Here is a 26,508-nt window from a genome sequence, read left to right as displayed (position 1 = left end):
ATGAGCGGTCCGCCGAGGCCGGCCTCTCCCTCCCACACCGCCGGCTCGGACCAGACCCCGGCCGCCGGTTCCGCTCCACCGGCCACGGGCAACACCCACGCGGACTCCGCCCGCCCGGCGAGGAGATGCACCGGGTTCGCCGTCAGCAGGCTCGGATCCGAGTCCGTGCGGGTGCCCGTGTCTCTCGTCAGCAGCAGCATCATGGCGATGTGATGGACGGGGTCTTTCACCGTCCACGCCGAACACGGCATCGGGCTGCGGTGCTGGTCGACCGACGCATCGTGGACAGCGTCCACGACCAGTCGGCCGAGGGACGGCACGCCTCGGTGTCGAGTTGCGCGAGCTTGCAGAGGCTCGCTACCTCGCCGGTCGGGCCTTCGTGCTCGGCCTCGGCAATCCACGCGAAGAGGTTGCCGACAGTGTCGACGAGCCGTACCCGCTCGGCTGGAGGAGCCCGGGCCGAAGCCGAAGGTGTGAACACCTGACGCGGGCTTCGCAGCACCACGGACGGGCCGCCGCACCCGTCCCCACAGGGCTACAGCTTCCAGCCGCGCAGTTGGTCGGCGACGTCCTGGACGCCGATCCGGGTGTCGCGGACCTTGCGGACCAGATCGGAGAGCGCGCCGTAGGGAGGATCGATGCCCTCGCCTGCCTGCGCCATGTACTGGGCCGCGATGAACGCGGCGTACAGGCTGTTGCGATGCGGCAGCGGCTCCAGGCGCACGATCGTGTGGAGCAGCGCCGCGGCTCGCCAGGCCGTGTCCGGATCGGCGGCCGCGAGGGTGGGCAGCCGGGTCTTGTGGCGGGCGACGGCGGCCACCAGCGCCGAGTAGTCCGAGACGGACAGGTCGTCGTGGCCGAGCGCGTTCTCCTGGACGTCCAGCAGCCAGGAGACGTCGATGTAGAGGGGCGGCATCAGGCGGCAGCGGCTCCGTCGCCGCGCTCGGCGGGCGGCACCTCGTCGGGGAAGGCCTCGTCGAACTCGCCGCGCAGCCGCTCAGCCCACTCGGTCGCGCCGGCGACGAACTGCTTGCGCTGCATCTCGCGGATGCCGAGGTCGTGAAGGTACTGCTTGAGGCTCTTGCCCTCGGCCGCGGCCGCGGCCCGGACACCCTCGAGTTCCTCGTCGGTGAAGGACACATTCAGGGATGGCATGCCCCTCATGGTACCTACTAGGTGCCGGACGGGTGAAGCGAGCGTTGGCAGGGGCGCACACCCCGCCCTCCCTCCTCAGCAGAGTCTTGACGGTGTCCTCAAGGCGATCGCCCGGACGAGCGTGCCCTGCAGTCCCGCACCGCCCTCTCCGCCATCGCCACCCTGCTAGGGCGCGTATCGAGTCGCGATCAATCTTGGATTTGCCCTCGTGTCGAGGCCTGATCCGGTAGATCGTCTTGCGTGACGCGAGTGCAACTGACAGACGAAGAGTGGGAGTTCATCGGGCCGTACCTGCCGATCGGCGAGTACGGCCCTTACCCCGAGCGCCTGCGGCAGCAGTTCGAGGGCGTGATCTGGCGGTTCAGGACGGGCGGGCAGTGGCGGGAGATGCCGCAGGAGTTCGGTGCCTGGTCGACCGTCTCCAACCGCTTCCGGCAGTGGCGTGACGCCTGCGTGTTCGAGGCTCTGCTGGAGGGGCTGATCGCGGAGGCCGCGAAGCGGGGCGAGGTGGACCTGTCCCTGGTCAGCGTCGACTCCACCACCGCACGCGCTCACCACGACGCCGCCGGGATGCACCTGAGCGAGGACGTGTTCACCGCTCTGGAGAAGGACGCCGCCGAGGAAGAAAAGGCCAGGTCAAAGGGGGCAGCCCGGAAGGACAAGACGGGCAGGACGCCGGAAACAGCCCCGAGTGGGAAGAACGACGACGCATTCGGCGCCGACGAAAACTCCGGCTGAAGGCCGCTCTCCTCGGACGCTCCAGGGGCGGGCAGACCAGTAAGGTCCATCTCGCCGCTGACCGCAAGTGCCGCCCGCTGGCGTTCGTCCTGACTGCGGGCCAGGCCGCCGACAGCCCGCAATTCATCCCCGTGCTCAAGAAAATACGGGTCCGCGGCCCCGTCGGCCGCCCCCGCACCCGCCCCGACGCGGTAGCCGGGGACAAGGCCTACTCGTCTCGCGGCAACCGCGCCCACCTGCGGAAACGCTGCATCAAGGCAGTCATCCCGGAGAAGAAGGACCAGGCCGCCAACCGGAGGAAGAAGGGCTCCAGAGGCGGACAGCCCGTCAGCCACGACGCCGACCTCTACAAGGAACGGAACGCCGTCGAGCGTCTGATCAACAAGCTCAAGGCCTGGCGAGGCATCGCCACCCGATACGACAAGACCCCGGACAGCTACCTCGTCGGCCTCCACTTGCGCGCCTCGATGATCTGGATCAGGGACCTCACGCGGACCGCCCATTGATCACAATCGACGCGCCTAGTGCTGGATTCCTCAAAGGAAGTACACATAGCGGTGGCGTAAGCGCCTGGTGGGTGGTGCGGGTCTGCCCCAGATCCAGGGTCGGGCACGGGAGTTGAGCTGGCCGGTGGCGACGTTGGTGGCGTGGGTGATGTGGCCTGGGTCGCCGAAGGAGCGTCCGGCCAGGGCGATCTTGCGGAAGATGCGCCACCAGCCTTCTTGGAGGTTGAGCCAGCAGGCCCCGACCGGGATGAAGACGTGCTTGATGCGTGGGTGGTCCTCGAGCCAGGTGCGGGTGGACACGCTGTTGTGCGAGGACAGATTGTCCGTGATCACGTAGATGTCCCCGGCGGGGTTGGCTTCCTCGACCAACTGGAGAAACCGCTGGTAGAAGGCGCTGTTGCGGGAAGTGGCGGTCATCGTGATCGCTTGACCGTCGCGGACGCGTAGGGCGCCATAGACCCAGGTTTTCTCTGGTCCGCGGGAGTAGTCGATCTCGTTCTTGATGCGGTGCCCGTCCGGCGACCAGCCCGGTGCCGGTGGGAAAGCGCGGGGGATCACCGGGCCGAGTTCGTCGGCGCAGACCACCGTCGCGCCGGCGGGCGGGCTGATATAGAGCTCGACGATCCGCGTCCTTTTCCCTCGAAGTCCGGATCCTTCGAGCGCGTCCAGGAGCGTGTGCGCCGCCAGCGGACCCCTTCCGCGAGCAAAATCCGGCGCACCTGGGAGCGGCTGACCTCGATGCCCAAGTCTCGGGCCGCGGCGACCAGCGTGTCCAAAGTCCACTCCGAGGGCCCTGACTCGTCCGCGGCCCACATCTCGTTCGACGGCTGCACCTCGAGTCGGCCGGGCGGGGTCTGCTTGACCAGGCCGACGATCCTCGAGCGTTCGGCCTCGGTGATCCGCCGTTTGCGGCCTTGCCCGCCCAGATCCTCCAGGCCCTCCAGCCCCAAGCGGTTGAAGCGGTGCAGCCAGCGACGCACCGTCTTCTGACTGCACTTCAGCTCGTCCGCGATCTGCGGGACCAGCCACCCGTCCCAGCTCAGCTCCACCATCCGGCACCGCTCCACCACATCCTTCGGCGCCTTTCTGGCCGACGCCAGGCGGTGGACCACCGCTTGCTCGCCTTCGTCACGGCCCGGCCGCGCCTTCAGCACCATGCCCCAGCACCCGCCCCCGAGTACCCGAAACCGCCCCGCTATCAGCAGCTATACCCATCGAAAGAGGAATCCAGCACTAGTGCTGTGACCGCATAGGTTCACCGGGTTGGCGTCCTGCCGCTGTGCGATTGTTCAAGGAGTGTTCGCGGTCGCCCAGGAGCGGAACAAGGTGAGGGCTTCGGTGAGGTTGCCGGGGCCGCATCTGGCGTGAAAGGTCTTCTCGGAAGTCCATGCCCAGACCCAGTCGTGAGCGCTGCGGTTGACGTCCTGGCGGGGGTATTCGTGTTGCTCCAGATCCGTCTCCTCCAGGTCGATGGTGACGGTCCAGCCGGGGTTGTCGAGCGTGGCGATCTTCAGGCCCCACTCGTGCTCCCAGTCCTCGTTGCACTGCGCGGCGTACCAGTGTTGCAGCCAGTCAAGGACATCTTCCGAATCGCTCATGACAGGGGATGCTAGTAGTGCTCTGACCATAGGTTGGCCGGGTCGCTCAGGCCGCGGTGGCGAGTGGTCGTCCGCCCCAGCGGATGCCCTTCTCGCTGCGGATGCGGGCGCGTTCCTTGCGTTCGGCGGCCAGGACGTCGCGTTGGCGGGCGTTGGCGTTGCGCCAGCGGAGGTAGGCGTGCAGGGCTCGGGTCTGCACGGTGTGGTTGGCGTGGTTCGAGTTGGCGATCGTGAACTGCCGCAGCGGTCCGAAGTGCGCTTCGATGGGGTTCGCCCACGAGGCGTAGGTCGGGGTGAAGCACAGCTCGACCTTATGTTTCTTCGCCCAGCGGCAGATGTCGGCACCCTTGTGGGCAGACAGGTTGTCCAAGATCACGTAGATCGGGGCGCCGTCGGGCCGGGCAGCGCGGATCGATTTCAGCGCGGCCAGCGTGTTCACGGCTCCCTTCTTGCGGCGGTTGACGCCCCATAGGCGGTCGTCGCCGACCGAATAGCAGCCCTGGAAGTACCGGACTCCGTGGGTGCGGTGGTAGGTGGCCGGCACCCGGTCGGGATGCTTCCGGTTCGCCCAGCCCGAGCCGGCGGTGGGCCGGATCCCCAGCGGGCCGAATTCGTCGAAGGCGAAGACCCGGTCCGGGAAGCGGTCCACCACTTCCTCGATACGGTCCAGCTTCGCCTCACGGTCGGGGTCCGGGGACTCCTTCCAGGTCTTGGTACGCTGGAAGGTGACGCCGCGGCGGGCGAGCAGGGACCGTAATGCCTCGCGGCCGATACGGATCACCCGGCCGTGCACTTTGCGCAGGTAGGCGACCAGCTTGCGCAGCGACCAGCGCGTGAATGGCTGGCCGAGCTTGACCGGGCGGGTGGTAGCCGTCACGACGACGAAGTCCTCCTCGTCATCGCTGAGTTGGCGGGGACGGCCTCCCGCCCACCGAGGGTCCAGGCAGGCCAGGCCGATCTCGTTGAAGCGGTGGATCACGTCCCGGACGGTGTCCTCGTCGGCCTGGACCAGCTGGGCGATCACCGGCACCCGGTTTCCGCCGGCCGAGGCCAACAGCATCATCGCGCGCCGGTAACGCACCGAACTGGTGCTGCCCCGGCGCACGACCTGCTGCAGCCTCTGCCCCTCCTGGTCGGTCAGTCTGCGCACCCGGACGGGCTCGGCCACCGCGCCTCCAACGGTCGGATCGGACGTCACCGCACATCCAACCGCTACAACCGCCGAACCGGCGAACCTATGCGGTCACAGCACTAGCCGTACGGGTTGAGTGCCCAGAAGCGGACGGTGTCGCTGCGACGGTCGAACCACAGTTTGGTGGAGTAGCCGCTGCCGTCGCGGTCGAGCTCGTGCGACCGGATCCACCGGGGGTTCTCCGGCCCCTCGCCCTCGAGCGGCTTCTCGAACCACGAGGAGAAGTCATCGGCCGGCCCCTCGGAGACGAAGGCGTGGGCCGCCGTCAGCTCGGCAATTTTCCCCGGTGTCAGCCGGGCGAAGCCCGAAATCACCAGCTCCGGCGACGGTATGCCCCGATCGTTGTCCCGGCTGCTCACCCACTTGGCATCGGCGAGCTGGCCCAGCAGCGGGAATGCCCGCTCCAGCGGTGTGGTGTCGGTGCGCCAGTCCCCCTTGGCCCCGTTCGCCACCTGACGCAGGGTCCACCAGGCGGGTAGGACCGCCAGCCCCGCCCCGATCCCGATCAGCTTCCGTCGCTCCAACGAGATCCCCCTCATGCCTGACTTCGGGGGCACCTTATCCGGCTCGAGCACCTCACCCGAACCACCTATTGATCACAACCAAATACGCGCCCTAGTCCTCCGGCGGGTAGTCATCGACGGTCACGGAGTCATAGAAGCGAGCGCTCTTGGTGGTGAGGCGAAGGAGGGCGCGGCTGGGGCCCGCGGGCAGGGCGGAGATCAGGCGGGCGCCATGGGCCAGCCCCCAGACGCCTCGGCGGGACGTGGGAACCAGGGTCTTCGCCGCGCTCAGCGCGACCGCGCGGCTGCCTCGTACGTGCTCCGCCATCGCGCGCTCATAGGCGGGAAAGGCCCGCTCGTGATCGCCGCCCGCCCGTGCCAGCTCTCCGGCGAGGACGTACGCGCCCACGACGGCCAGGCTGGTGCTGCCGCCGACGGCCGGACCGGGGCAGTAGCCCGCGTCGCCGACGAGCGTCACCCGCCCCCGTGACCAGGTGTCCATATGGAGCTGGGTGATCGAGTCGAAGTAGAACGCAGGCGTGCGGTCCAGCTCCTCCAGCCAGCGGTCCACGTGGGTGTGCATGCCGGCGAACACATCGCGCAGCAGCTTCTTCTGCCGGGGCACGTCGCGGTGGTGGCCGAGCTCGCGCTCGCTGCGGAACAGGAACAACGCCCGCGCGTCGCCGAGATGCCGAGCGCCGTACAGACCGGCGGTGCGGCCGACGCCGACGTGGATGAGGAGCTCGCGGTCGAGGTCGGCGACGTTCGGCAGGGTCAGCACCCCGAAGTAGGCCCCGATGAAGGCGTGGGTGCGGGGCGCCTCGTCGAAGACGAGGCGGCGCACGTTGGAGTGCAGCCCGTCCGCGCCGACGACGAGGTCGAAGCGGCGCGGCGCGGCGTTCTCGAACCGCACCTCGCCGTCGGGCGAGATCGCGGTGATCGAGTCGCCGAAGACGTACTCGACGTCGTCGCGTGCGGCGTCGTAGTAGATCTCGCTCAGGTCGTCGCGCATGATCTCGACGTGCCGGTCGCCGGTACCACCGAAGATCTTCGACAGGTCCGCCCGTACGGGACGCCGTAAGCCCTCCCCGTAGACGGTCATCCGATTCGCCCCGGTGGCCCGCTCCTCGACGCGCGGCAGCACACCCATCTTCTCCGAGATGTTCATCGCGGGCCGGAACAGGTCGACCGCGTGCCCACCGGTCTTCCGCAGAGCCGGCGCACGCTCGACGACGGTGACGGAGAAACCGTGCCTGGTGAGCCAGTAGGCCAGCACCGGCCCGGCGACACTGGCACCAGAGACCAGAATCCGCATGGAGCCCTTCTCCTTCATTCAGTCCACCCGTACGGCGTGAACCGCGGCAACGGCCTGCAGGCGCTTGGCGAACCCCGGCAGATTCTCCATCAGGAGCGAGGCCCGCTGCTCCAGTTGGAAGCGGGTGGCTTCATCGGCGCCGTTCACGTACGGGCCGCCGTCAAGAACAGGCATAGCCCCACTGTTTCCGCCGGTAGGCGCCGGTGGATTGGACGAATGTTCCGCTCGGCCGTGCTGGGCTTGTGCCTTGGTGTGTGCGCGTGTGCAGGACTTGGTGCCGGTCTGGATGATCGCGCGGCTGAAAGCCGGGCCATCGCCACGCCGTTCTTCTGCGCCGGCTGGCCGGCGGGCCCGGTGATCGACGTCAGCGCCAGGCGAATGACCAGGTCAGGCGGTACAAGGGTGGGGACAACCCCATGGGGGCGTGGGGGGCTCGGCCCCCGGGACGCCTGCAGCTGACCGGCTGGTCGCGGTGGGAGGGGCGTAGCGAGACTCGGCTGCATGACGACTTCCTCCGACGCCTCGGTCGCGACCGCAGCGGCCGCTGTGCGTTCCCGCAGAATCCGCCCGGACGTCGGCAGCGACTTCGCCCGGCTCTCCCGGCGCATCACCGAGGCAGGCCTACTGCGGCAGCGCCACGGCTACTACGCGGTGCGGCTCACGGTGGTGATCGGACTGCTGGCGGCGGGCTGGGCGGCGTTCGCCGTGCTCGGCGACAGCTGGTGGCAGCTGGCGGTCGCCGCCTTCATGGCCCTGGTCTTCGGCCAAGTCGCGCTGGTGGCCCACGACCTGGCGCACCGGCAGGTGTTCCGGCACCGCCGCACGAGCGCTGTCTGGGGCCGGCTCTTCGGCAACCTCGGCATCGGAATGAGCTACGGCTGGTGGATGAACAAGCACACCCGCCACCACGCCAACCCCAACCACGAGGAACTCGACCCCGACGTCGCCCCGGACATCCTGGTGTGGTCCACGGAGCAGGCCCGGAACAGCAGTGGGCCGGCCCGCCTCATAGGCGGCCACCAGGCGTTCCTGTTCTTTCCGCTGCTGACGCTGGAGGGCTTCAACCTGCACGTGGCGAGCGTACGATCGCTGTTCTCGCCCTCCGCGAAGAGCCGCCTGCTGGAAGGCGGCCTGCTCCTACTGCACATGGCGGCCTACCTGTCCGCGCTGTTCCTGGTGCTCTCCCCCGGCAAGGCGATGGCGTTCCTCGCCGTCAACCAGTGCCTCTTCGGTGTGTACCTCGGGTGCGTCTTCGCCCCCAACCACAAGGGCATGCCCACTCTCACCGGCGACGACCGGCCCGACTTCCTGCGCCGCCAGGTACTCACCTCCCGCAACGTGCGGGGCGGCCGGCTCACCGACCTGATGCTGGGCGGGCTCAACTACCAGATCGAGCACCATCTGTTCCCCGGCATGCCCTCTCCGCACCTGCGGCGGGCCCAGGTCGTCGTACGCGCGTACTGCGAGGAAATCGGCGTGCCTTACCACGAGACCGGGCTGATCCAGTCCTACCGCGAGGCGCTCACGCACCTCCACCGGACCGGGGAGCCCATCAGGCGGCAGCGAAAGGCGTCCTGACCGCTCCTGGGCGGTGGGTGAGGGTTGCCAGGGCAAACGGCCGAACGGGCTACTGGGAGGGTATCGGGAAGCACTCGGACCTGCTGGTGTCCTGCTGGTGTCCTGCTGACGTGCACGAAGGACAAGGAGTGGGAGTAATGGGTTCGCGCCCGGACGCGCCCGCCCCCTACTCTGCGCGCCATGGCGAAAGCACGCGTTCTCACCCCACAGGCGGACGACTTCCCGCGCTGGTACCAGGACCTGATCAGCAAGGCCGAACTGGCCGACAACGGGCCGGTGCGCGGCACCATGGTCATCCGGCCCTACGGATACGGTCTGTGGGAGCGGATGCAGCAGGAAGTCGACGCCCGGATCAAAGGGGCCGGCGCCCAGAACGCGTACTTTCCCCTCCTCATCCCGCAGTCCTATCTGACCCGGGAAGCCGAACACGTCGAGGGCTTCGCCCCCGAACTGGCCGTCGTCACCCACGGCGGCGGCAAGGAACTGGAGGAACCCGCCGTCGTCCGGCCCACCTCCGAGACGATCATCAACGACTACTTCTCCAAGTGGGTGCAGAGCTACCGCGACCTGCCGCTACTGATCAACCAATGGGCGAACGTGGTCCGCTGGGAACTGCGGCCGCGTGTCTTCCTGCGCACGACCGAATTCCTGTGGCAGGAGGGCCACACGGCCCACGCCACCCAGGACGACGCCCGCACCTACGCGGCGCGTATCCACCAGGAGGTCTACGCCGACTTCATGGAGAACGTCCTCGCCCTGGACGTCGTACCCGGACGCAAGACAGCCCGGGAACGCTTCGCCGGCGCCATCAACACCCTCACCCTCGAAGGCATGACAGGCGACGGCAAAGCCCTCCAACTGGCCACCAGTCACGAGCTCGGCCAGAACTTCGCCAAGGCCTTCAACACCCGATTCCTCACGAAAGACGGCCGACAGGAATACGTCTGGCAGACCTCCTGGGGCTCCACCACCCGCATGGTCGGCGCGCTGGTCATGATGCACGGAGACGACGACGGCCTGCGCATCCCGCCGCGCCTGGCCCCGGTCCAGGCCGTCGTCGTCGCCATCAAGGACGACGACGCCGTGGTCACCAAGGCTCGCGAGATCGGCGAACGGCTGACGGCCACGGGCATCCGTGTGCACGTCGACGACCGCACCGACATGCCCTTCGGCCGCCGCACCGTCGACTGGGAACTCAAGGGAGTCCCCGTACGGATCGAGATCGGACCACGCGACCTCCAGAACGGCACCGCCGTACTGGTCCGCCGACTTCCCGGAACCAAGGAACCGACACCGCTCGACGCCCTGCCCGCACTCCTGCCCACCGTCCTCGAAGACGACCAGGCACTGCTGCTGGCGCAATCCCGCAGACACCGCGAAGACCACACCGCTGAAGTCACCACCATCCAAGAAGCCCTGGAAGCGGCGAACACCGGCTGGGCACACATTCCTTGGACAGCGCTGGGACCGGAAGGCGAGGCGAAACTCGCCGAACACGGCGTGACCGTACGCTGCCTCACCACCACGGACGGATCAGTCCCCCACGACGACAACCAACCGGACATCATCGCCGTCATCGCACGCGCCTACTGACCCCCATCCCTTGATCTTCGTAGGGAATCCCGGCCTTCAGGCCGGGCGGGAATGCGATTTTCGGCCCGGAGGCGCGCAGCGCCGGAGTTCTCTGCGTCTTCGGGGTGAGGGTCAGGCCGGTCGCTTCTGGTTTTCGATGTACTCCTTGACGATGCTCAGCGGTGCGCCGCCGCAGGACGCGGCGAAGTAGGACGGGGACCAGAACACCGAGCCCGTCCCGATCCTGTTGATCCGGCCGGTGTACTCCGCCTGCAGGTAGCGGGAGCTGACGCCCTTGAGGGAGTTGACGAGCTTGGACAGGGCGATTTTCGGCGGGTAGTGCACGAGCAGATGCACATGGTCGCCTTCGCCGTTGAACTCCCGAAGCTCCGCGCCGAAGCTCTCGCACACGTCCCGCATGATCGCCTCGCAGCGCGTCAGCATGTCGTCGTTGAAGACTTCCCGCCGGTACTTCGTGACGAACACCAAGTAGGCGTGGAGGTTGAAAATTACATGGTTTCCGCGTCTGATGTCGGGATCTGGTTCCCAGCGTGGTGACATGCGCCAAGTGAAGTAGGATCAAGCGGACTTGACCGGAGGGGGTGGGCTGGATGATCCGTGCGTACAAGTTCCTCATGCGGCCCACCGTCCGCCAGGAGCAGGCCCTCGGCGAGATGCTGCGCGATCACTGCTCCCTCTACAACGGGGCGTTGCAGGAACGCCGCGACGCCTGGCGGCACGTCTCGAAGACCACCGTCCAGTACGGGATGCAGTCCGCGCAGCTCAAGGAGATCCGGGCGTTCGACCCGGAGCGTCAGGGCCGCTGGTCGTTCAGTTCGCAGCAGGCCACCTTGCGCCGTCTCGACAAAGCGTTCGCCGCCTTTTTCCGCCGGGTCACGTCCGGCGATGCCCCGGGCTACCCGCGCTTTCGCGGGGTGAACTGGTTCGACACGGTGGACTTCCCCAAGGACGGGGACGGCTGCCGCTGGAACTCCACCCCGCACGACTCCGCAATCCGTGTCCGCTTCCAGGGCGTCGGGCATGTGAAGGTCAACCAGCACCGCCCGGTGCTCGGCCACGTCAAGACCGTGTCGGTCAAGCGCGAGGGCCGGAAGTGGTTCGTCGTACTCACCGCCGAACAGAACCGGCCCGAACCGCTGCCCGCGACCGGCTCCGTGGCCGGGATCGATCTGGGCATCGCGAACTTCCTCGCCGACTCGAACGGCGCCTTCGTGCCCAACCCGCGCCACGGCCGTCGCGCGGCCGCGAAACTTGAGGCGGCGCAGCAGGCCCTGTCCCGCTTCCCGCGCTGCAAGGCCAAAGACCGCACCGCGGGCCACCGGCGCGCGGTGGAGAAGGTCGCCCAGCTGCACGGCAAGGTCCGGCGTCAGCGGCTCGACCACGCACACAAGGCCGCGCTGAGTCTGGTCCGCGCACACGACTTCATCGCGCACGAAGACCTCAAGATCCGCAACATGAGCAAGGCCCCCGCACCCAGGCCCGACCCCGGCCAGGCAGGCGCGTTCCTGCCCAACGGGGCTGCCGCGAAGGCCGGCCTCAACAGGTCGATCAACGATGCCGGATGGGGGGTGTTCCTGACGATCCTGCACGCCAAGGCTGAAAGCGCCGGACGGGAAGTGATCGCCGTGGACCCCCGCAACACCTCCCGCACCTGCCCCGAATGCGGGCACACCGCGAAGGAGAACCGGCCCACACAGGAAAAGTTCCACTGCCTCTCGTGCGGCCACACCGCGCACGCCGACACGGTGGGAGCCATCAACGTTCTACGGGCCGGGCTGGTCCGTCGCGACGCCAACCCGGCGTAACGAGAAGCCCCCGGCTTCAGCCGGGGGAGGAGTCACGACATCAAGTCAGCCGACACCCGCCGCGCCGCCAAAGAGAAACGGACTCGACGAGGATGACCCGGTAACGCTGCACTTCAGCGAGTTCTTCGGTCACCGCCTGGAGGAAGCGCGGGTTGGCGACGTGTTCGCCGTCCGAGGTGGTCAGGAAGTGGGCGACGCCCATGTCGATGCCGACGATCGCCCCGGTGGGCGGCAGCGGCTCGGCGGGGACCTCGCCGCAGGCAAGGACGACGTACCAGTTGGTTCCCTCACGCTTCACACTGATCGTTTGGACACGGCCCTGTACGGGCCGCTGCTGGTGCGCGCGGACGTGTCCGACGCCTTGCAGCCGGACACGGGTCTGACGGTCACCCTGCTCGGGGCGTCATTTGACCGCGCCCTCGGGCGTCGCGCTCAACACCCTGGCATGATCGACGGGAGCCGAATCCGCTGTCAGGTTGGAGTCACCGATGGATGTGACCGAGTCGGCGCATGCCGCGCGCGTGTCCGCTTACGCGGCCGTGGGCGCACGGCTGTCCCTGTTCAGCGACCGTCGACTTGAGGACGCAGTCTCCGCCGCACCAGGTCTTGGCTCCGGTATCGGCGGCAGGTCGGCGGAGATGGAAGTCGAGGGGATACGCGTCTTCGTCAAACGGGTCCCGTTGACGGACATCGAGTTACGGCCGGAGCATGTGCGGTCGACAGCGAACGTGTTCCGGCTTCCTCTTTTCTACCAGTACGGCGCGGGGTCGGCGGGGTTCGGTGCCTGGCGTGAGCTGACCGCGCACATCATGACGACAGGCTGGGTGCTGAAGAACGAGTTCGCCGGTTTCCCGCTGCTCTATCACTGGCGGGTTCTGCCCGACAGTCCCCCGGCCGGCTTCGTCGACGGGCTCGGCGGCGTCGAGGGGGCCGTAGCGCATTGGGAGGGCTCGTCGGCCGTGCGACGTCGGCTGGAGGCCATCGGAGAGTCCTCCCACAGCCTCGTGCTCTTCCTGGAGCATGTGCCACGGACGCTCGCCGAGTGGCTCGGCGGCGATACCCGTGAAGCGGCCCGGTCGCAGCGCGGAGGTGAATCGCCCTATCAGTGGGTCGAGAATGCGCTGATGCGGGGGACGGAGTTCCTGAGTGCGCGCGGACTGGTCCACTTCGACGCCCACTTCGCCAATCTGCTGACGGACGGCCGGCGGGTGTACTTCGCGGACTTCGGGCTCGCGTTGAGTCGCGATTTCGAACTGTCGGCGGAGGAGCGTGTTTTCCTCGCCGATCACCTCGTGTACGACCGCTCCTACGCACCGAACCACCTGCTTCGTCACCATTTGCTTCGCCGCCATCTGCCGGACGGCGTACGCGCGGGCGCCGAACACGGGGCCTTCCTGCGCGAATGGGTCGGCGGCCGCCGCCCCGACGGCGTTCCCGCCGACATCGCCGCGATCATCGACCGTCACGCTCCCCACGCAATCGTCCTGGACGACTTCCACGATCGACTGCTTACGCAGAGCAAGCGCACCCCCTTCCCTGCAGCTGACATTCAGCGGGCTCTGGCCGAGCGGTCCTGTCCAGGGCAGTAGGTGCCCGCTGCTCCGCTCCGGCCGGTCGGCCGACCGAGCACGCCACATCCGACCGGCGCCCGGGTGCGAGCGATGTCATCCGCGGGCTTCGGGACGCCGCACAGCGCCCCATCGGTTCGTTGTCTTGGCTTGTGCATGGATCTCTGATCGCGCGAGAGTTCGGCTGACGCGGAGTTCACGGTTGGTTGCGGCAGGACGGGGACAGACAGGTGTGCAGCACGGATCTGGTCGGCAAGGAGACAGCGATCACTCGGTTCCTCCTGGACTACCCGCAGGCAGTTGAGGCCGGTCGTGGCCATCCCGCCCTCCGCGGGTGCGAGGATGTCGTCTGGTCCGAGTTCCCGGAGTGTCCGGCGGCCATCCCGGTGTTGTTGCACGGCCTGCTCGATCAGGCTGCCGCGCCCGAGGCCAAGCGCGTGCTCACCAACTCCCTTCTCAACAGTGTCAGAGAGATGAACCTGGGCATGCCGGCAGCGCTGCCGTTTCTGTTCCGCCTCGCATGCGATCCGCAGGTTCCTGTGCAGTCCGGCCTGCTGGATCTTCTGGTCTCGATCGCTGGATTCTCCGAGCCGATCGACGGACGCAACGAAGCCATGGTGCGTTGGTTCGGCAGTGACAGCGATCATCCCGAGCGTGAGCAGTGCCGGGTCGTGTTCACACGGAACGCGAGCGTAGTGGCGATGTTGGCGGAGGAACTGACCCGTCCTGGCGATCGAGCGAAGCTTCGGCAGGCCGCCGGACTCGTGTGAGTTCTCGCGCGCAGGCCGCTTCCGCGACCGCGGTGGCGATGCAGGGACGGCGGCGACGCCTCACTGCCGGGACACCTCAGCCCCGCCGAGTCCTGCCGAACGACCAGCGATGTCGGGTTGCGCAATGCTCCGTGGCCTGGGCGCTGAGCTGGACGATTTGGCGGGCGCCGGGAAGGAGCAGGCCGTTCACCGTGCACACGTGGATACGGCGGATCTCACCGCGGCCGTGATGCTCGCGAACTCGGTCGAGGGCGGGCGGGATCGGCGACGGCGTGTCCGCAGGCGCGGTTCATTCGCCCACGAGGTCGTCCGCCTCCCAGCGGAGCAGGTCGCCCGGCTGACATTCGAGCACCGCGCAGAGCGCAGCGAGTGTCGCGAACCGCACCGCCTTGGCGCGGCCGTTCTTGAGTACCGCCAGGTTGGCCGGTGTGATCCCGACGCGGTCCGCGAGCTCGCCCACGGACATCTTGCGCTTGGCCAGCATCACGTCGATGTCGACGGCGATCGGCATCAGATCACCTCGTCCAACTCGGCCTGCATCCGCGTCGCTTCTCCATCGCGTGCGACGGCCTGGGCGAGCAGCATCCGCAGCACGAGCACGATGAGCGCGACCCCGAGGATGGCCACGCCGATCCCGCCCATGATGAGGGTGACGCCCGGGTCGTCCCGCTGGCCCGGCGCGTTGACGGCCGTGACCGCGAACCACAGGAGGGCGACCGCCACGATCGCGCCGATCACGCCGTCCACGTACCGGAAGGCGGCGTGGGAGAACACGGTTCCGCGCCGCACCATCGTCACCAGCCGCCCCACGCAGACCACCGCGACCTGGACGGACACCATGCCCAGGATCGTGATCACCCGCAGCGAGGTCAGGGGGAGCGACCCGTCCTCCGGGTCGTTCTTGCTCACCAACGCCCACACCATCCCCGCCTGCACGAACACGGTGCCGACGAGCACCACCCCGAGCACGGCACGCAGCGCACCCACCGCCAGCTTTCCCATGACCAACCCTTCCATCGATTCGCGATGGGAATCTATCGAAATTCGATAGGACAGGCAAGGGGTGAGCGGAGGCGGGCGACGGATTCGCACCTGCCGTCGGCCGCGTCACCGCGATCGCTCAGCTGTCGGGTAGGTGGGTACCGACGATCACGCTGAGGTCTGTCGCGAGGCGGAGTTCGGCGGCTCGAAGATCGGGGTGGGTGAGCCAGTGAAGTCGGGCTTGGTCCGGTGCGCCGTCGAAGTGGGGCGGCCAGGTCGTGGCCGGGGTGAAGTCGTCGATCACGACGGTGCCGCCGGGGGCGAGCAGACGTGCGGGGTCCGCGGTGCCGTCGCCCTTGGCCTGGCCTCCGCCGTCGAGCACGAGCAGGTCGTAAGGGCCGAATTCCTCGATCCGCCGCCAGTCGCCGTGGAGGACCTCGACGTGGTCGCAATCACGGAAGACGTCCGAAGCGACACGGGCCCGTTCCCGGTCGCGTTCGCAGCTGATCAGCCTGGTGCCCGCAGGCGCGCCCGAGGCCAGCCAGGCCAGGCCGACACCGCAGCCTGTTCCGGTCTCCGCGATGCTGTGGGGTGCTCCTGCGGCCAGCACCTGGAGTAGACGCCCCTGCCCGGGTCGACAGGAGAACGCGAACCCGTGTGCGCGCGCCGCCTCGACAGCCCGCTGGACCAGCACGGGCAGTGCGTCGTCGCCCTTGTACGCGTCCGTTCCGTGAAGCGACATGCCGTGGATTATGGCCGCGCAGGCGGCTGGTCGGGGCGACGGTGGCTGTCGTAACCGCTTGCGGCAGTGGCTGAGCACCGCCCCCTCCGCTACGCAAAGACCGTGATCATCTACCTGGTCGGCCCGGCCGGGCGGTGCGTGTGGCCGGGTGATGTCAGAGGTGGGTGACACGATGCTCCGCATGGATCTTGCACACCCGCTCGATGGCCTGGACGACCGTCCCTGGTCCTCCTTCTCCCACGCGTACGGCAGCGCGGAAGACGTTCCCGATCTGCTGCGGGCGCTGACCGGCGCGGATGCCGATGAGGCGTTGTCGGAGCTCTACGGGAGCGTTCTGCACCAGGGAACTGTCTATGCCGCCAGTGCGGAGGCGGTGCCGTTCCTGGCGGGGATCGCGGCGGCCGGCCACCGTACGGCGGACGTTCTGGTGTTGCTCGGGGGCATGGCCGAGAGCGAGGACGAGTACGGCGTGGCAGCGGGAGCGGTCCGGGCGGCCGTGGCGGACCAACTCCCGTTGCTGCTGCCCCTGCTGGCCTCCCCGGAGCCGGAGGTCCGGCGGACCGCAGCCTGGGCGGTGTCCCACACCCGTGCGCCCGGGATCGTGCTTCCTGGCCTCCGTACGCGCTGGACGGAGGAGTCCGAGGCAGCCGTACGCGCCGAGGTCCTCGCCGGTATCGCCCGGCTGGATCCCCCGGGCGGCGCGGCGCTGGCCGCCTCGGTCCTGGAACCGTCCTCTCCCGCCCAGGTACGAATGGCCGCCGTCCTCGCCTGCCTCGACGCGGACGCTCCGTGGACCGAGGCCCTGCAGACCACGATGCTGTCCCTGCTGCCTGCCGACGCCCTGTGCTCTGATCTCGACCACGCACGCGGCGAGCCGCTGGCCGCCGTTGTCGAGGCTCTTCTCGGCCGAGGCCAACGTGTGGCGCGCGACGCGGCGTTCGGATTGGTCGACGCCGCTCTGCACGACCGCAGGGCCGAGGTGCGGGCCGAAGGGCTCTGGGCGGCTGATCGCGCGAGCATGCTCTCGCGCAGTGCCCCGCAGCGACTGGTGCGGAGCCTGCGTGCGGCGGCCATGGACGAAGAGTCGGTGGTCGCCATGTCGTCCCTCCTGGGTCGGCTGGGCCCCGCTGCCGCACCGACCGCTGAGGTGCTCGCCCCGCTCGCCGGACGGAATCCGGACCACGACGACGACCATGCCGACCGGGCCCTGGCCGCGCTCGTGCTCGTCGGTCGGCACAGGCGGCACCGCTCCTGGCCGCCGGCATCGGGCGGCGGCCACGGGCCCTCGACACGGTCGCCGGGTTCCGGAGCCCGAAGGACTTCCCCTTCCCTTACGACGCCACTCTCCTCGACGCGGTCCGGGACCGCCTCACCCGGCCCGAGGACCTCAGCGGCAACGAACCGGGGCAGTTGACACGCCTGCTGGCCGGTTGGGGCGCCGAGGCAGCGTCGGCGTTGCCCGAACTGTGCGCGGCGCTTCCACACTTTCCCGGCCAGGCCGCCCAGGCCATCGCCTCCGTCGCCGGCGGCCTGGCCCCGACGGACCGCGCCCGGGCCGTCGCCGTCTCCTTGGTGCGGGAGCGGGCCGAGCAGGGAGTCCTCCCCGTGGCGAAGGCCTTGTACGACCTCACCGGCGAGAGCGCGCCCCTGCTGCACTGTCTGGAACGGGAACTCCGGGGCGGTGCCGGTCAGTTGCGGGACGCTGCCAGGACGGCGGGCGCGCTCGGTCTCCGGGGAGCGGCGCTGGCGCCGGCCCTTCGGGAGGCGCTCAGCTCCCCCGCCGACGACACCACACCTGCCCTGGACAAGGACACGGAAGTCGCCGAGGCGCTGTGGCGCGTCTCGGGGACGGCGGACGAGGCGGTCGCCGTGCTGGCTTCGGTCTTCTCGCGTGCCGGAAGGAATCCCTGGTCGCGGTGGTCGGTGGCGCGGGCGGCCCGCACGACGGCGCTCCTTGGTTCCGCGGGGCGGCCGCTCGCCGTGCACCTGGAAGCCGCACTCGACGATCCGGCTCAGGCACCCGCAGCGGTGGTGGCCCTCATAGCCGTGACGGAACCCGGCTCACTGGACCACGCCGCGCTTGCCACGGCCGCCTTGTGGTCCGCCGAGGTGGACGCCGATCCGGCGGGCGCCTGCGATGCGTTGGAAGCTCTCGGCCCCGGCGCGTTGACCGGCGAGCACCTGCACCGGCTCGCCGTCCTCGCCGACGGCGACGCCCGGATCGTCCGCTCCGGCCTCGAAGACCGCATCATCGACCAGGACGACGCCTTCCGTAGGCGCGCTCGGGCACTCCTCACCGCCTTCACGGATACCGCAGCCCACTGACCTGCCGACCGTCGTCGGCCGTCTCGACATCGTTGTGCGAGGAGGGGCGGCCCGGTGCCGGGACTGCAGGCCCATGATCTCGTCATGGGCGAGGGTTTCTCCGCGGCGTGTCGATCGGTGGGTCTCCCGTTCGACGGTTGAGTAGAGGTGTGGCCCCCCGGAAGCACCATCCGGACAGGCTGCGACTCTGTGCTCAAGCAGTGATGTCCATTCGTCGACCGAGGCCGTTCAGGTTGCCGACCACGCAGCCGACCGCCGGGCCCCAAGGAGAGACATGCGGATCCGCGCCCGTATGAGCATGAGTGCCGATGGCTATGTGACCACACCGAACGGGTGGCCCGCGCTGACTGCCGATCCCGCGTTCGTCTCCGGGGAGAGCCACGGTATCCGGGAGTTCCTCGACGGCTGCGAGGCGGCGCTGATGGGTCGGACCACCTTCGAACCCGCGCTGACCAACAACCGCTGGCCATGGCCGGACCTCGACGTGTTCGTACTCGGCTCACATCGTCCGGACGGCACCCCCGACCACGTCACCACCGACCGCGACCCGGTGCGGCTCTTGCAAAAGCTCCGCTCGGCCAACCGGGGTGGAGACGTCCATCTCATCGGGGGCCCGCGGACGATCGGGACGTTCCACGCCCTTGGCGCACTCGACACCCTCGAACTGGTCGTACTGCCGCTGCTGTTCGGCGGTGGGATGCAGCTGACGCCCACGCTCAGTCCCGACACCGCGCTGACCTTCCAGCATGAGCGTGCCCTCCCCGGCGGTTCGGTGGAGATCGTCTACTCCTGCCAGGGCAGTCGCACTGAACTTCCGAGCAAGCCTGCCAGCCAACGCTGATCTCGGCCGGGACGCAGGGCTCCCAGGTGGGAGATGCTGAGCCTCGACTGTGCGGGCAGGAGGTACAGTTCGCGGGATGACCGCAACGCCCACGGACTTCTTGGCACGTGCCCTGGACGCCCCGGGCGAGCCGCCTCTGCGGCCGCTGCCGCCCGCGGTGGCGGAGCTGCTGCGTTCTCTGGACGCCCCGCCTCGGCTGGCGGCGCATCTGCGCGCGGTGCATGACGTTGCGGTGGAACTGGTGGACTGGGTGCAGGACCGATACCCGGAACTCTCCCTGGACCGTGAAGGCGTTCTCTTCGGTTCAGCGACCCATGACGTGGGCAAGGTCCTGCATCCCGAGGAACTCACCGGTGCCGGCTCGGCACACGAGGACGCAGGTCGTGATCTGCTGCTGAGCCATGGCTTCTCGCCTTCCCTGGCCCGGTTCGCCGCCACTCACGCCGGCTGGGACGACCCCGTCGTGACGATTGAGGACCTCCTGGTCAGCACGGCCGACAAGGTATGGAAGGACAAGCGCGTCCCCGGCCTTGAGGACAGGCTCGTCAAGGCGCTGGCCGCGGCGACACAGCGGGAGCCGTGGGAGGAGTTCCTCGCGCTCGATGACCTGCTCGCTCGCCTCGGGGCCGACGCCGGGCCTCGCCTGGCCTTCCAGTCGGCCTTTCCGGTGTACACCTGACTCGGCCGCTGGATGCGGCGCGTGTCAGTCGGACTGCTGCGCCGCCTGCCCCTGCCGGCGTGGCGGCGGTTCGTCATCCGGGTCCGGGGCGTTGTCCGGATCCGTAGCCGGCGGCTCCTCGGTGGAGGCACGGGAGCGGCGCCGTAGGTCGCTGGCGATCATCTTCGCCGCGCCCCAGACCGCTGCCAGACTGGTCGCGAGGCCGACCACGGTGACCCAGCCCGACTTCAACCAGCCCCACACGACCGTGAGGAATCCGCGAGGCGCGGCATCGACCTGTGCTTTCAGAGGGATCGTCTGCTCGTCCAGGACCGTATCGGTGTCACGGAAATAGGTCGTCACGGTGATGCTGAAGGTGAGGGGCCCGGCGGTGTGCGGGGTGATCCACCAGGTCCAGTTGCTCCGGTCTTCGGAGTCCAGGACGGGCTGTCGGCGTGAGGAGTCGCTCTGGCAGGTGGCGTCACCGTGGCAGTGGAGCTGAACTCCGATCTCCGCCCCCACGTTCACGGATTGGTGCGGTTTCCCGTTCCCCAGGTTCCGCCAGCTGCCGGAGACAGTGACCTCAAAAGGGGTTCGGTGTCCGGCCCGGAACTTCAGGCGGCGGACATCGTCGTACTCAAGGTCACCCTTGAACAGCGACGTACGGGCCTTGTCCATCGCCTGGACCCAGCTGTGCTGTGTCGGCACGTCGCCTCTGTTGGCGGTGCCGCAACTGGCCAGAACCAGAAGGAGGAACGCGCACAGGACTGCCGCCGCGGACCTGGCCAGGAGTGCTGGTGAGGCGCATAACGCCCGCCGTCCCGACCGGCTCCGCCCGCCGCCCCTGCCCCTCATGGCCACCCTCCGGTATCGCACGACTACGGCTGTGCAGGAGGGACTTTAGCCATGCGCGACCAGCGCCTTCGGGAATCCACGAAAGCTCCGCCAGAATGAGCCACCCGGCTCCGCTTGCCGACATCAACCGCTCGGGACGGCGCCCTGCACCGCAGAGCCCGGCAGGGGATCACCGTTCACGGTTCCGATCGCCGCGGAGGGCCGTACGTGCGGAGCTTCTTCCCGTCCGTCTCCCGGTCTGAGCGCCGCCGCGTTCCCGCGTAGAAGAGCGACGCGGTCGTGGCGGTGAACAGGCCGGCCGTGGCGTACAGGCCGACGACGTCCACGGCTCGGTCGTCCGTGGCCTCGGCCCACGGTTCGAGGACGCCCAGCGGATCCTTGTACAGGACGATGTGCTGGCCGCGCTTGAACTGGCCTTGGCAGTTCTGCTGTTCGGTCAGGTCCTGGACCTTGCCCGAGGTGTCCACGACCCGGCAGACGGTGCGCTCGCTGTTCCTGGCGTTCTTGTACGTCGCGGTGTCGGCGACCAGGGCGTCGGTCCTCTCGCCGACCTGCTTGACGTAGGTCTCGAACAGGCTGGGCCCCGCGAAGAGACCGAGGGCGAACGTGGTCACGGCTGCGAAGGTCGCGGCCCCCGCGCGATTCCAGACGCCGCCTGCCACGGCGGGTGCGCTGAACCCCGCGAGGACCACGACGACGATGCCGATCCACGACCAGGGAAACTGGGCAAGGACCGCTCCCGTCACAGCTACCAGCGGGATCGCCAGCGCCCACAGCAACGAGTTGAGCGTCTTGGTGGGGCTCGGGACGGCGGCTTCCTGTATCGGGTCGGCCATGCCCGCTGTCCCGGACGTTCCCACGCTGATCCCCCTGTTTGCGCCTGGCAGTTGCTGTGAAGATCAGCTTAAGGGAGATCGGGCACTGTCCTGGGCCCGCACGCATCGGCGTGGCCTCAGAGAAAGCAACGGCCCTCTCCGCGATAGGTCGGGACGACGTCGACGATCTTCCCGTCCCGGACCAGGTGCAACTCGTTGAAGCGCTCGCACAGTTCACCGGCTTCGGCGTGCCGGAAGAAGACCGACGATCCGACCGCGAGGTGCGCCGCGGGGGCACCGGTCAGTGGCGTCTGCACCTCGCCCGCGCCCTCGTTGCCGTCGTACCGCAGTCCGGGCGGGAAGGTCGGCACGGACGCCCGGTCCCAGCGGGGCACGCCGGAGGCGACGTAGCCACCGCCGAGCACGGTCACCGTCTTCGGGCCGGGCCTGCGTACGACGGGCAGGGCGAAGAACGCCGCGGCCCGCGGAGCGAACCGGGAGTATCTGTCGAACAGGGCGGGCGCGTAGAGTCCGGATCCCGCGGTGACCTCGGTGACGGCGGGTTCACTCGCGACCAGTTCCAGGTCGCCGGTTCCGCCGGCGTTGACGAAGTCCAGGGGCGTGACACGGGAGATCGCCTCGACCGCGAGCGCGCGACGTTGCCGGAGCTCGCGGTGGGACCTGTCCTGCATCAGCCGGATCGCACGGTTGGTGACCGGCCGCCTCGGCACCGCGTCGCCCGTTCCGGCGATCTGCGCCTCGTACGACATCACGCCGACCAGACGGGCGTACGCGCTGCGCTCGACGCGCCGGGCCGTCGCGGCGGCCTGCTCCGGGGTGTGGATCGGAGTGCGCTTCGCCCCGATCCGTATCCGGCCGCCCGCCAGCCAGAAGGACGCGTCGAAGTCCAGGCAGGTCTTCACCCTGACGTCGTGGCGGCGGGCCGCGCGTTCGATCAGCTCGACATGGTCCGGCGAGTCGATCATCACGACGGGCGCACCCTCGGGGTCCTCGGCGGTGCGCCCGGCGAGGGTCCCGAGCAGCTCGGTGTCGGTCGTCGGGTAGGCGACCAGGACGTCCTGGGCGCCGAGACCGTGCAGCCACAGCGCCTCGTCGAGGGTGAACGCCATGATGCCCTGGAAGCCGGGGTCCAGCCCGAGGGCGTGGTCGATGATCGTGGGGGCCCGGAGGGACTTGGACGCGATGCGGACGGGTTTCCCGTGCGCCCGGCGCAGGAGGTCGTGCGCGTTGGCGGTGAGCGCGTCCGAGTCGACGAAAGCGAAGGGTGGTTGGGTCCGGGCGAACACCTGCCGGTAGTAGTCCTCGGCATCGTCGAGTGCTGTCATCGGGTCACCACCTCGTCGTGGGTGCCGAGGACCCTTCGGGTGTGGGCGTTGCCGAAGGTCCCGGTCGGATCGAGTTCGGTGCGCCGCTCGGCGAAGTCGTCCCAGTGCGGATAGAGAGGGCGCAGGTCGCCCTCCGTACGGGTGTGCCGTTTGCCCCGGTGCGGTCGGCCCCCGTACGTCGCCATGGCGTCCTCGAAGGCGCGGAAGAAAGGGTCGGCGTCCATGCCCTGGTACTGGTGGGCGGCGATGTAGCAGGTCTCGCGCCCCTCGGCGGTGGACAGGTACGCGTCGTCGGAGGCGGTGAAGCGCACCTCGAAGGGGAACAGGATCGGCAGGCGCTGCCGCTCGACGAGTCGGAGGCACGCGGTCAGCGCCTCGGCGCAGTGGCGTCGCGGGATCGCGTACTCGCTCTCGGTGAACTTCACCTTCCTGGCGGTGGCGTAGACGCGATGGGCCACGTCCTCGACCCGCGACCCGGACATCGACCGGGCGACGGTGGCGTTGACGGTCGGTACGAGGGAGGGGAACCGTCTGCCGACCCGGCACAGTGCGCCCAGAACCGTGTTCTCGGCGAACTCCTCACGAAGTCGGCGCTTCCAGAGGGGAGTTGGGCTCGGGGTGTCGTCGGTGCGGGTCGACGTCCTGGTCATGGCCGTGCGGGTGTACGGCCAGATGAAGAACTCGAAGTGGTCGCGGGTGTCGACCAGTTGGTCCAGTCCGGCCAGTACGTCGTCGAGCGGCCGGGGCCGGTCGACCCGGCGCAGGGTGAAGGCCGGGACGCAGGCGACGGTCACCTCGGTGACGATGCCGAGCGCCCCCAGTGACACCCTGGCCGCGCGCAGCAGCTCCGATGTGGTGGTCCGGTCCAGCTGTCGTACGGTGCCGTCCGCGGTCACCAGTCGCATGCCCACCACCCGCGACGACAGGTTGCCGAACGCGCGGCCCGTGCCGTGCGTGGCCGTCGCGAGGGCCCCGGCCATCGTCTGCGCGTCGATGTCCCCCTGGTTCTCGAGGGACAGGCCGTGCTCGGCGTTGCGCGGGCCCAGCTCGCGCAGGGTGATGCCGGCCTGGAGGGTGACTTGGTGCTCGTCGACCGACAGCACCCGGTTCATGCGCGACAGATCGATCATGACGCCGTCGGTGCAGACCAGGTCGCTGAACGAGTGGCCGCTGCCCGCCGCACGCACGGTGAGCTCCCGCTCGGTCGCGGTCCGCACGGCACGGACGACCTCTTCCTCATCGCGCGGTCGTACGAAGGACGTCGGGTGACTGGTCCGGTCGCCCGCCCAGTTCGTCCAGGTGGCGGTCCTGGTGGCGGTCATCGCGCCTCCACCTCGGGGGTCTTCAGACCGGCCCGGGAGGTCAGTCCCATGCGGAGGGCGCCCGCGACTTCGCGCAGCACCGCCCGGGGCGCGGGGCCGGACCCGGTCGCGTTGACCATGCTGTGCGTGATGCCGCTGTGGCGCCGCAGGGCGGCCGGCACTCCGGCGTCCCGCAGCTTGTGCGCGTACGCCTCGCCCTCGTCGCGCAGGACGTCGAATCCCGCGACGGCGACGTAGGCGGGCGCCACGTCGTGGACGTCCTCGGCCAGGAGCGGCGACACCCGTGGGTCCGTGGCCAGTTCCGGATCAGGGAGGTAGTGGGCCTTGTACCAGTCCATCTGGGCCTCGGTGAGGAACAGCCCCGTCCCGAACAGCTCGTACGAGCGGTGCTTGCGCGAGAGGTCCGTGACCGGCATGAGGAGGAGTTGCATCGCCGGGGTAGGGCAGGAGGCTTCGCGTGCGCGCCGGGCCGTCTCCAGCGCCACCACGGCCGCGAGGTTCCCGCCCGCGCTCTCCCCGCCGACCCCGACGGCCGCCGGATCGACGCCGTACTCCCCCGCGTGTTCCACCACGTGCGTGAAGGCCGCGAGCGCGTCGTCCACGGCCGCCGGGAACGGGTTCTCCGGCGCCAGCCGGTAGTCGACCGCGATGACGGTCAGCGCGGCGTGATGGGCCAGGAACCGGGCCACGGAGTCGCTGGCGCTCAGGTCTCCGAGCACCCATCCGCCGCCGTGGAAGTAGACGAGCGCGGCCGACGGACGCCGCACCCCCGCCGGCCGGTACAGGCGGGCCGGGATACCGCCCTCGGGCGTCGGGATCGTGAGGTCCCGGATCTCCGCCAAGCGCCACACCCGCGGGCCGGTGTTCGTCACCCGCCGCCGTCCCGGCCCGGGCAGGATGCTCTCGGCCCGGGACGTCTGCCGGGACACTGGCCTGGCCCGCCTCTCCTACGGCCAGGCCTACGGCCTGGTCGACCAGCACACCGCCCTGCGTGGGCTGGGTACGGGCTGGGACCTGCACGAGTACCGGCACACCGGCCTCACCCACCTCGGCGAGAAAAGTGCCTCCGAGCTGATGCTGATGGCCAAGTCCCGGCACAAGAAGGCCGAGAACGTCCGCCGCTACTTCAAGCCCTCGCCGGAGGCCGTCGCCGAGGTGACCAGCCTCCTCGCACCTGGTGATGCCCGGCGCTGAACTCCGCCGGCCGTGCTGTCCGTCGCCGATACGGCGGTGCCGCACGGCACTGGGCTCTGTATCTGGTCTGCACCCCCTCCGGGATGCCGATCCTATGGGCGCCGGCCGGCCCGGAACTCGGCGAACGCGAGGTCCTGGCCGCCATGTGCGCCGGGCCACGGGCCCCTGAGCACTCTTCACTCAGCCGACGCTGAACGCCTTCTCGACGGTCAGCGTGTCCTCGTACAGGTGCATGCGGACGATCCGGTTGTCCTCGACCCTCAGGTGCATGGCCGCCGGTGTGGTGAACTCCTTCCCACTGGCCGCGACGGTGTGCGTGAAGACCGCCAGCAGTACCACGTCACCACCGTCGACGATGAAGCGCTCCAGCACGACCTTGCTCCTGCCGGGCGCGAAGTGCGGCCACATCGTGGTGAAGTACGGCCCGACCTCCTCCCGGCGGGTACGGCGCCCGGTCCAGGGCAGCGCGTCACTGCCGGGGACGTCCCAGTCGATCTCCTCGGCGAACAATTCCTGGATGCCGTCGGGGTCCTGCCTGCCCAGGCGCTCCAGGAACTTCTCGGCCACGGTCCGCGAGGTCTGCGTATCTGTTGCCATCGTCCTTGTCCTTTGTCTCTTCGTTTGCATCAGGTGTCGGTCGGGCCTCAGCCCTGGAACAGGAAGTGCTTGCCGCTCAGCGGCCCGCCGAACTGCATGAACGCCCCGCCTTCACGCAGCGCGCCAAGGTCGACCGGCGCGAACCCGAATTCGGCTCTTCAAGACTCACTCCCTGCCGTGTCGTTGTGTCGAATCCGTTGCCCTGGCGACGGTCGCAAGTACGCGGCTCAGACGCCCTGGGGTATCGGATGCGTCCCGCGATTTGGCGCCTAGAGCTGTGTGGCTCCGCCGTCGACGAACAGTTCCGCGCCGGTGGTGAAACTGCTTTGGTCGCCGGCCAGGTAGAGGGCGGTGGCGGCGACCTCGTCGGGACGGCCGGCGCGGCCGAGCGGGGTCGGTGGGGCGGGCTCGGCCGTGGTGGGCTGATCGCTGTGCGGGAAAGCGGCGTGGAGCTCGTCCAGGCCCGGGGTCTCGACAGGGCCTGGGGTGAGGGTGTTGACGCGGATTCCGC

General features: G+C 69.1%; 30 protein-coding genes and 2 pseudogenes. 11 read left to right on the top strand and 21 right to left on the bottom strand.

Going from position 1 to position 26,508, the window contains the following annotated elements:
* Positions 1-535: 535 nt before the first annotated feature.
* Together ACFZDK_RS51035 and ACFZDK_RS51030 are read right to left on the bottom strand one after the other, a co-directional pair.
* Complete coding sequence (locus ACFZDK_RS51035) at positions 536-916, bottom strand: toxin Doc (protein ID WP_390984950.1); 381 nt, start codon at positions 914-916, stop codon at positions 536-538.
* Positions 916-1,155 carry a hypothetical protein gene (locus tag ACFZDK_RS51030; protein WP_390984948.1) on the bottom strand — a complete coding sequence of 80 codons (240 nt, stop codon included), beginning with the start codon at positions 1,153-1,155 and terminating at the stop codon, positions 916-918. Before ACFZDK_RS51030 ends, ACFZDK_RS51035 begins: the two co-directional genes overlap by 1 nt.
* Before the next feature lie 240 nt (positions 1,156-1,395).
* Here ACFZDK_RS51030 and ACFZDK_RS51025 point away from each other — a divergent pair.
* Positions 1,396-2,399, top strand: a pseudogene (locus tag ACFZDK_RS51025) (IS5 family transposase).
* 30 nt (positions 2,400-2,429) lie between these two features.
* Here ACFZDK_RS51025 and ACFZDK_RS51020 read toward each other — a convergent pair.
* The 7 genes from ACFZDK_RS51020 to ACFZDK_RS50990 all read right to left on the bottom strand — a co-directional run bounded on the left by ACFZDK_RS51020 (position 2,430) and on the right by ACFZDK_RS50990 (position 7,181).
* Complete coding sequence (locus ACFZDK_RS51020) at positions 2,430-2,957, bottom strand: transposase (protein ID WP_390985058.1); 528 nt, start codon at positions 2,955-2,957, stop codon at positions 2,430-2,432.
* The gene (locus ACFZDK_RS51015; RefSeq protein WP_390984944.1) at positions 2,954-3,556 is read right to left on the bottom strand and encodes a helix-turn-helix domain-containing protein; all 603 of its coding nucleotides are present in this window, start codon (positions 3,554-3,556) and stop codon (positions 2,954-2,956) included. Before ACFZDK_RS51015 ends, ACFZDK_RS51020 begins: the two co-directional genes overlap by 4 nt.
* A gap of 132 nt (positions 3,557-3,688) precedes the next feature.
* Positions 3,689-3,997: an Imm53 family immunity protein gene (locus tag ACFZDK_RS51010; protein ID WP_390984941.1), complete on the bottom strand. Its 309-nt coding sequence runs from the start codon at positions 3,995-3,997 to the stop codon at positions 3,689-3,691.
* 46 nt (positions 3,998-4,043) lie between these two features.
* Entirely contained in the window at positions 4,044-5,165 is a 1,122-nt protein-coding gene (locus tag ACFZDK_RS51005; RefSeq protein WP_390984938.1) for an IS630 family transposase, read from the bottom strand.
* An 83-nt stretch (positions 5,166-5,248) separates the two neighbouring features.
* Complete coding sequence (locus ACFZDK_RS51000; RefSeq protein WP_390984935.1) at positions 5,249-5,713, bottom strand: hypothetical protein; 465 nt, start codon at positions 5,711-5,713, stop codon at positions 5,249-5,251.
* 91 nt (positions 5,714-5,804) lie between these two features.
* Positions 5,805-7,007 carry an FAD-dependent monooxygenase gene (locus ACFZDK_RS50995; RefSeq protein WP_390984932.1) on the bottom strand — a complete coding sequence of 401 codons (1,203 nt, stop codon included), beginning with the start codon at positions 7,005-7,007 and terminating at the stop codon, positions 5,805-5,807.
* 18 nt (positions 7,008-7,025) lie between these two features.
* On the bottom strand, positions 7,026-7,181 hold the full coding sequence (locus tag ACFZDK_RS50990) for a hypothetical protein (RefSeq protein WP_390984929.1): 156 nt from the start codon (positions 7,179-7,181) through the stop codon (positions 7,026-7,028).
* A 327-nt stretch (positions 7,182-7,508) separates the two neighbouring features.
* On the opposite strand from ACFZDK_RS50990, the gene ACFZDK_RS50985 reads away from it, so the two are divergent.
* Positions 7,509-8,585, top strand: coding sequence for a fatty acid desaturase (locus ACFZDK_RS50985; RefSeq protein ID WP_390984926.1), 1,077 nt, complete (start codon positions 7,509-7,511; stop codon positions 8,583-8,585).
* Between the two features lie 180 nt (positions 8,586-8,765).
* The gene (proS, locus tag ACFZDK_RS50980; protein ID WP_390984922.1) at positions 8,766-10,178 is read left to right on the top strand and encodes a proline--tRNA ligase; all 1,413 of its coding nucleotides are present in this window, start codon (positions 8,766-8,768) and stop codon (positions 10,176-10,178) included.
* 111 nt (positions 10,179-10,289) lie between these two features.
* On the opposite strand, the gene tnpA is transcribed toward proS, so the two are convergent.
* A complete protein-coding gene (gene tnpA / locus ACFZDK_RS50975) occupies positions 10,290-10,718 on the bottom strand; it encodes an IS200/IS605 family transposase (protein WP_390984920.1) in 429 nt (142 codons plus the stop codon).
* A gap of 50 nt (positions 10,719-10,768) precedes the next feature.
* Between tnpA and ACFZDK_RS50970 the strand changes: the two genes are divergently transcribed.
* Entirely contained in the window at positions 10,769-11,983 is a 1,215-nt protein-coding gene (locus tag ACFZDK_RS50970; RefSeq protein ID WP_390984917.1) for an RNA-guided endonuclease TnpB family protein, read from the top strand.
* Between the two features lie 40 nt (positions 11,984-12,023).
* On the opposite strand, the gene ACFZDK_RS50965 is transcribed toward ACFZDK_RS50970, so the two are convergent.
* Positions 12,024-12,281: a transposase gene (locus tag ACFZDK_RS50965; protein ID WP_390984914.1), complete on the bottom strand. Its 258-nt coding sequence runs from the start codon at positions 12,279-12,281 to the stop codon at positions 12,024-12,026.
* Positions 12,282-12,471: 190 nt separating this feature from the next.
* Between ACFZDK_RS50965 and ACFZDK_RS50960 the strand changes: the two genes are divergently transcribed.
* Together ACFZDK_RS50960 and ACFZDK_RS50955 are read left to right on the top strand one after the other, a co-directional pair.
* On the top strand, positions 12,472-13,572 hold the full coding sequence (locus ACFZDK_RS50960; protein ID WP_390984911.1) for a protein kinase family protein: 1,101 nt from the start codon (positions 12,472-12,474) through the stop codon (positions 13,570-13,572).
* Positions 13,573-13,781: 209 nt separating this feature from the next.
* Entirely contained in the window at positions 13,782-14,321 is a 540-nt protein-coding gene (locus ACFZDK_RS50955; RefSeq protein ID WP_390984908.1) for a hypothetical protein, read from the top strand.
* 289 nt (positions 14,322-14,610) lie between these two features.
* Here the strand turns inward: ACFZDK_RS50955 and ACFZDK_RS50950 are convergent, their stop codons facing one another.
* From ACFZDK_RS50950 to ACFZDK_RS50940, 3 genes are all read right to left on the bottom strand, one after another.
* The gene (locus ACFZDK_RS50950; protein WP_390984905.1) at positions 14,611-14,832 is read right to left on the bottom strand and encodes a helix-turn-helix domain-containing protein; all 222 of its coding nucleotides are present in this window, start codon (positions 14,830-14,832) and stop codon (positions 14,611-14,613) included.
* Positions 14,832-15,323, bottom strand: a complete 492-nt coding sequence (locus ACFZDK_RS50945; RefSeq protein ID WP_390984902.1) for a DUF2975 domain-containing protein — start codon at positions 15,321-15,323, stop codon at positions 14,832-14,834. The genes ACFZDK_RS50950 and ACFZDK_RS50945 overlap by 1 nt, the downstream gene beginning before the upstream one ends.
* 118 nt (positions 15,324-15,441) lie before the next feature.
* A complete protein-coding gene (locus ACFZDK_RS50940; RefSeq protein WP_390984899.1) occupies positions 15,442-16,044 on the bottom strand; it encodes a class I SAM-dependent methyltransferase in 603 nt (200 codons plus the stop codon).
* A 181-nt stretch (positions 16,045-16,225) separates the two neighbouring features.
* On the opposite strand from ACFZDK_RS50940, the gene ACFZDK_RS50935 reads away from it, so the two are divergent.
* The 4 genes from ACFZDK_RS50935 to ACFZDK_RS50920 all read left to right on the top strand — a co-directional run bounded on the left by ACFZDK_RS50935 (position 16,226) and on the right by ACFZDK_RS50920 (position 19,889).
* Positions 16,226-17,458, top strand: a complete 1,233-nt coding sequence (locus tag ACFZDK_RS50935; protein ID WP_390984897.1) for a hypothetical protein — start codon at positions 16,226-16,228, stop codon at positions 17,456-17,458.
* The gene (locus ACFZDK_RS50930) at positions 17,455-18,369 is read left to right on the top strand and encodes a hypothetical protein (RefSeq protein WP_390984894.1); all 915 of its coding nucleotides are present in this window, start codon (positions 17,455-17,457) and stop codon (positions 18,367-18,369) included. Before ACFZDK_RS50935 ends, ACFZDK_RS50930 begins: the two co-directional genes overlap by 4 nt.
* Before the next feature lie 274 nt (positions 18,370-18,643).
* Positions 18,644-19,210 (top strand): dihydrofolate reductase family protein, encoded by a 567-nt coding sequence (locus tag ACFZDK_RS50925; protein WP_390984891.1) that lies wholly within the window; start codon positions 18,644-18,646, stop codon positions 19,208-19,210.
* A 76-nt stretch (positions 19,211-19,286) separates the two neighbouring features.
* A complete protein-coding gene (locus ACFZDK_RS50920) occupies positions 19,287-19,889 on the top strand; it encodes an HD domain-containing protein (protein WP_390984889.1) in 603 nt (200 codons plus the stop codon).
* 24 nt (positions 19,890-19,913) lie between these two features.
* Here the strand turns inward: ACFZDK_RS50920 and ACFZDK_RS50915 are convergent, their stop codons facing one another.
* The 5 genes from ACFZDK_RS50915 to ACFZDK_RS50895 form a co-directional block, all read right to left on the bottom strand.
* Positions 19,914-20,576 carry a hypothetical protein gene (locus ACFZDK_RS50915; protein ID WP_390984886.1) on the bottom strand — a complete coding sequence of 221 codons (663 nt, stop codon included), beginning with the start codon at positions 20,574-20,576 and terminating at the stop codon, positions 19,914-19,916.
* Between the two features lie 323 nt (positions 20,577-20,899).
* Positions 20,900-21,559, bottom strand: coding sequence for a hypothetical protein (locus tag ACFZDK_RS50910; RefSeq protein WP_390984884.1), 660 nt, complete (start codon positions 21,557-21,559; stop codon positions 20,900-20,902).
* A 116-nt stretch (positions 21,560-21,675) separates the two neighbouring features.
* Positions 21,676-22,884, bottom strand: a complete 1,209-nt coding sequence (locus ACFZDK_RS50905) for an alanine racemase (protein WP_390984882.1) — start codon at positions 22,882-22,884, stop codon at positions 21,676-21,678.
* Positions 22,881-24,206, bottom strand: coding sequence for a D-arabinono-1,4-lactone oxidase (locus ACFZDK_RS50900; RefSeq protein WP_390984879.1), 1,326 nt, complete (start codon positions 24,204-24,206; stop codon positions 22,881-22,883). Before ACFZDK_RS50900 ends, ACFZDK_RS50905 begins: the two co-directional genes overlap by 4 nt.
* Positions 24,203-25,039: an alpha/beta hydrolase fold domain-containing protein gene (locus ACFZDK_RS50895; RefSeq protein WP_390985056.1), complete on the bottom strand. Its 837-nt coding sequence runs from the start codon at positions 25,037-25,039 to the stop codon at positions 24,203-24,205. The genes ACFZDK_RS50900 and ACFZDK_RS50895 overlap by 4 nt, the downstream gene beginning before the upstream one ends.
* Before the next feature lie 7 nt (positions 25,040-25,046).
* Between ACFZDK_RS50895 and ACFZDK_RS50890 the strand changes: the two are divergent.
* Positions 25,047-25,400, top strand: a pseudogene (locus ACFZDK_RS50890) (site-specific integrase); the annotation flags it as partial.
* Between the two features lie 180 nt (positions 25,401-25,580).
* Here ACFZDK_RS50890 and ACFZDK_RS50885 read toward each other — a convergent pair.
* Together ACFZDK_RS50885 and ACFZDK_RS50880 are read right to left on the bottom strand one after the other, a co-directional pair.
* On the bottom strand, positions 25,581-25,997 hold the full coding sequence (locus tag ACFZDK_RS50885) for a nuclear transport factor 2 family protein (protein WP_390984876.1): 417 nt from the start codon (positions 25,995-25,997) through the stop codon (positions 25,581-25,583).
* A gap of 269 nt (positions 25,998-26,266) precedes the next feature.
* Positions 26,267-26,508: SDR family oxidoreductase (locus ACFZDK_RS50880; protein WP_390984873.1), on the bottom strand; the 242-nt coding region annotated here is incomplete at its 5' end.

The organism is Streptomyces sp. NPDC007901, from assembly GCF_042959465.1.
Lineage (GTDB): Bacteria > Actinomycetota > Actinomycetes > Streptomycetales > Streptomycetaceae > Streptomyces.
The sequence above is the reverse complement of the archived record's forward strand: the minus strand, read 5'-3'. Positions and strand labels throughout refer to the sequence as shown.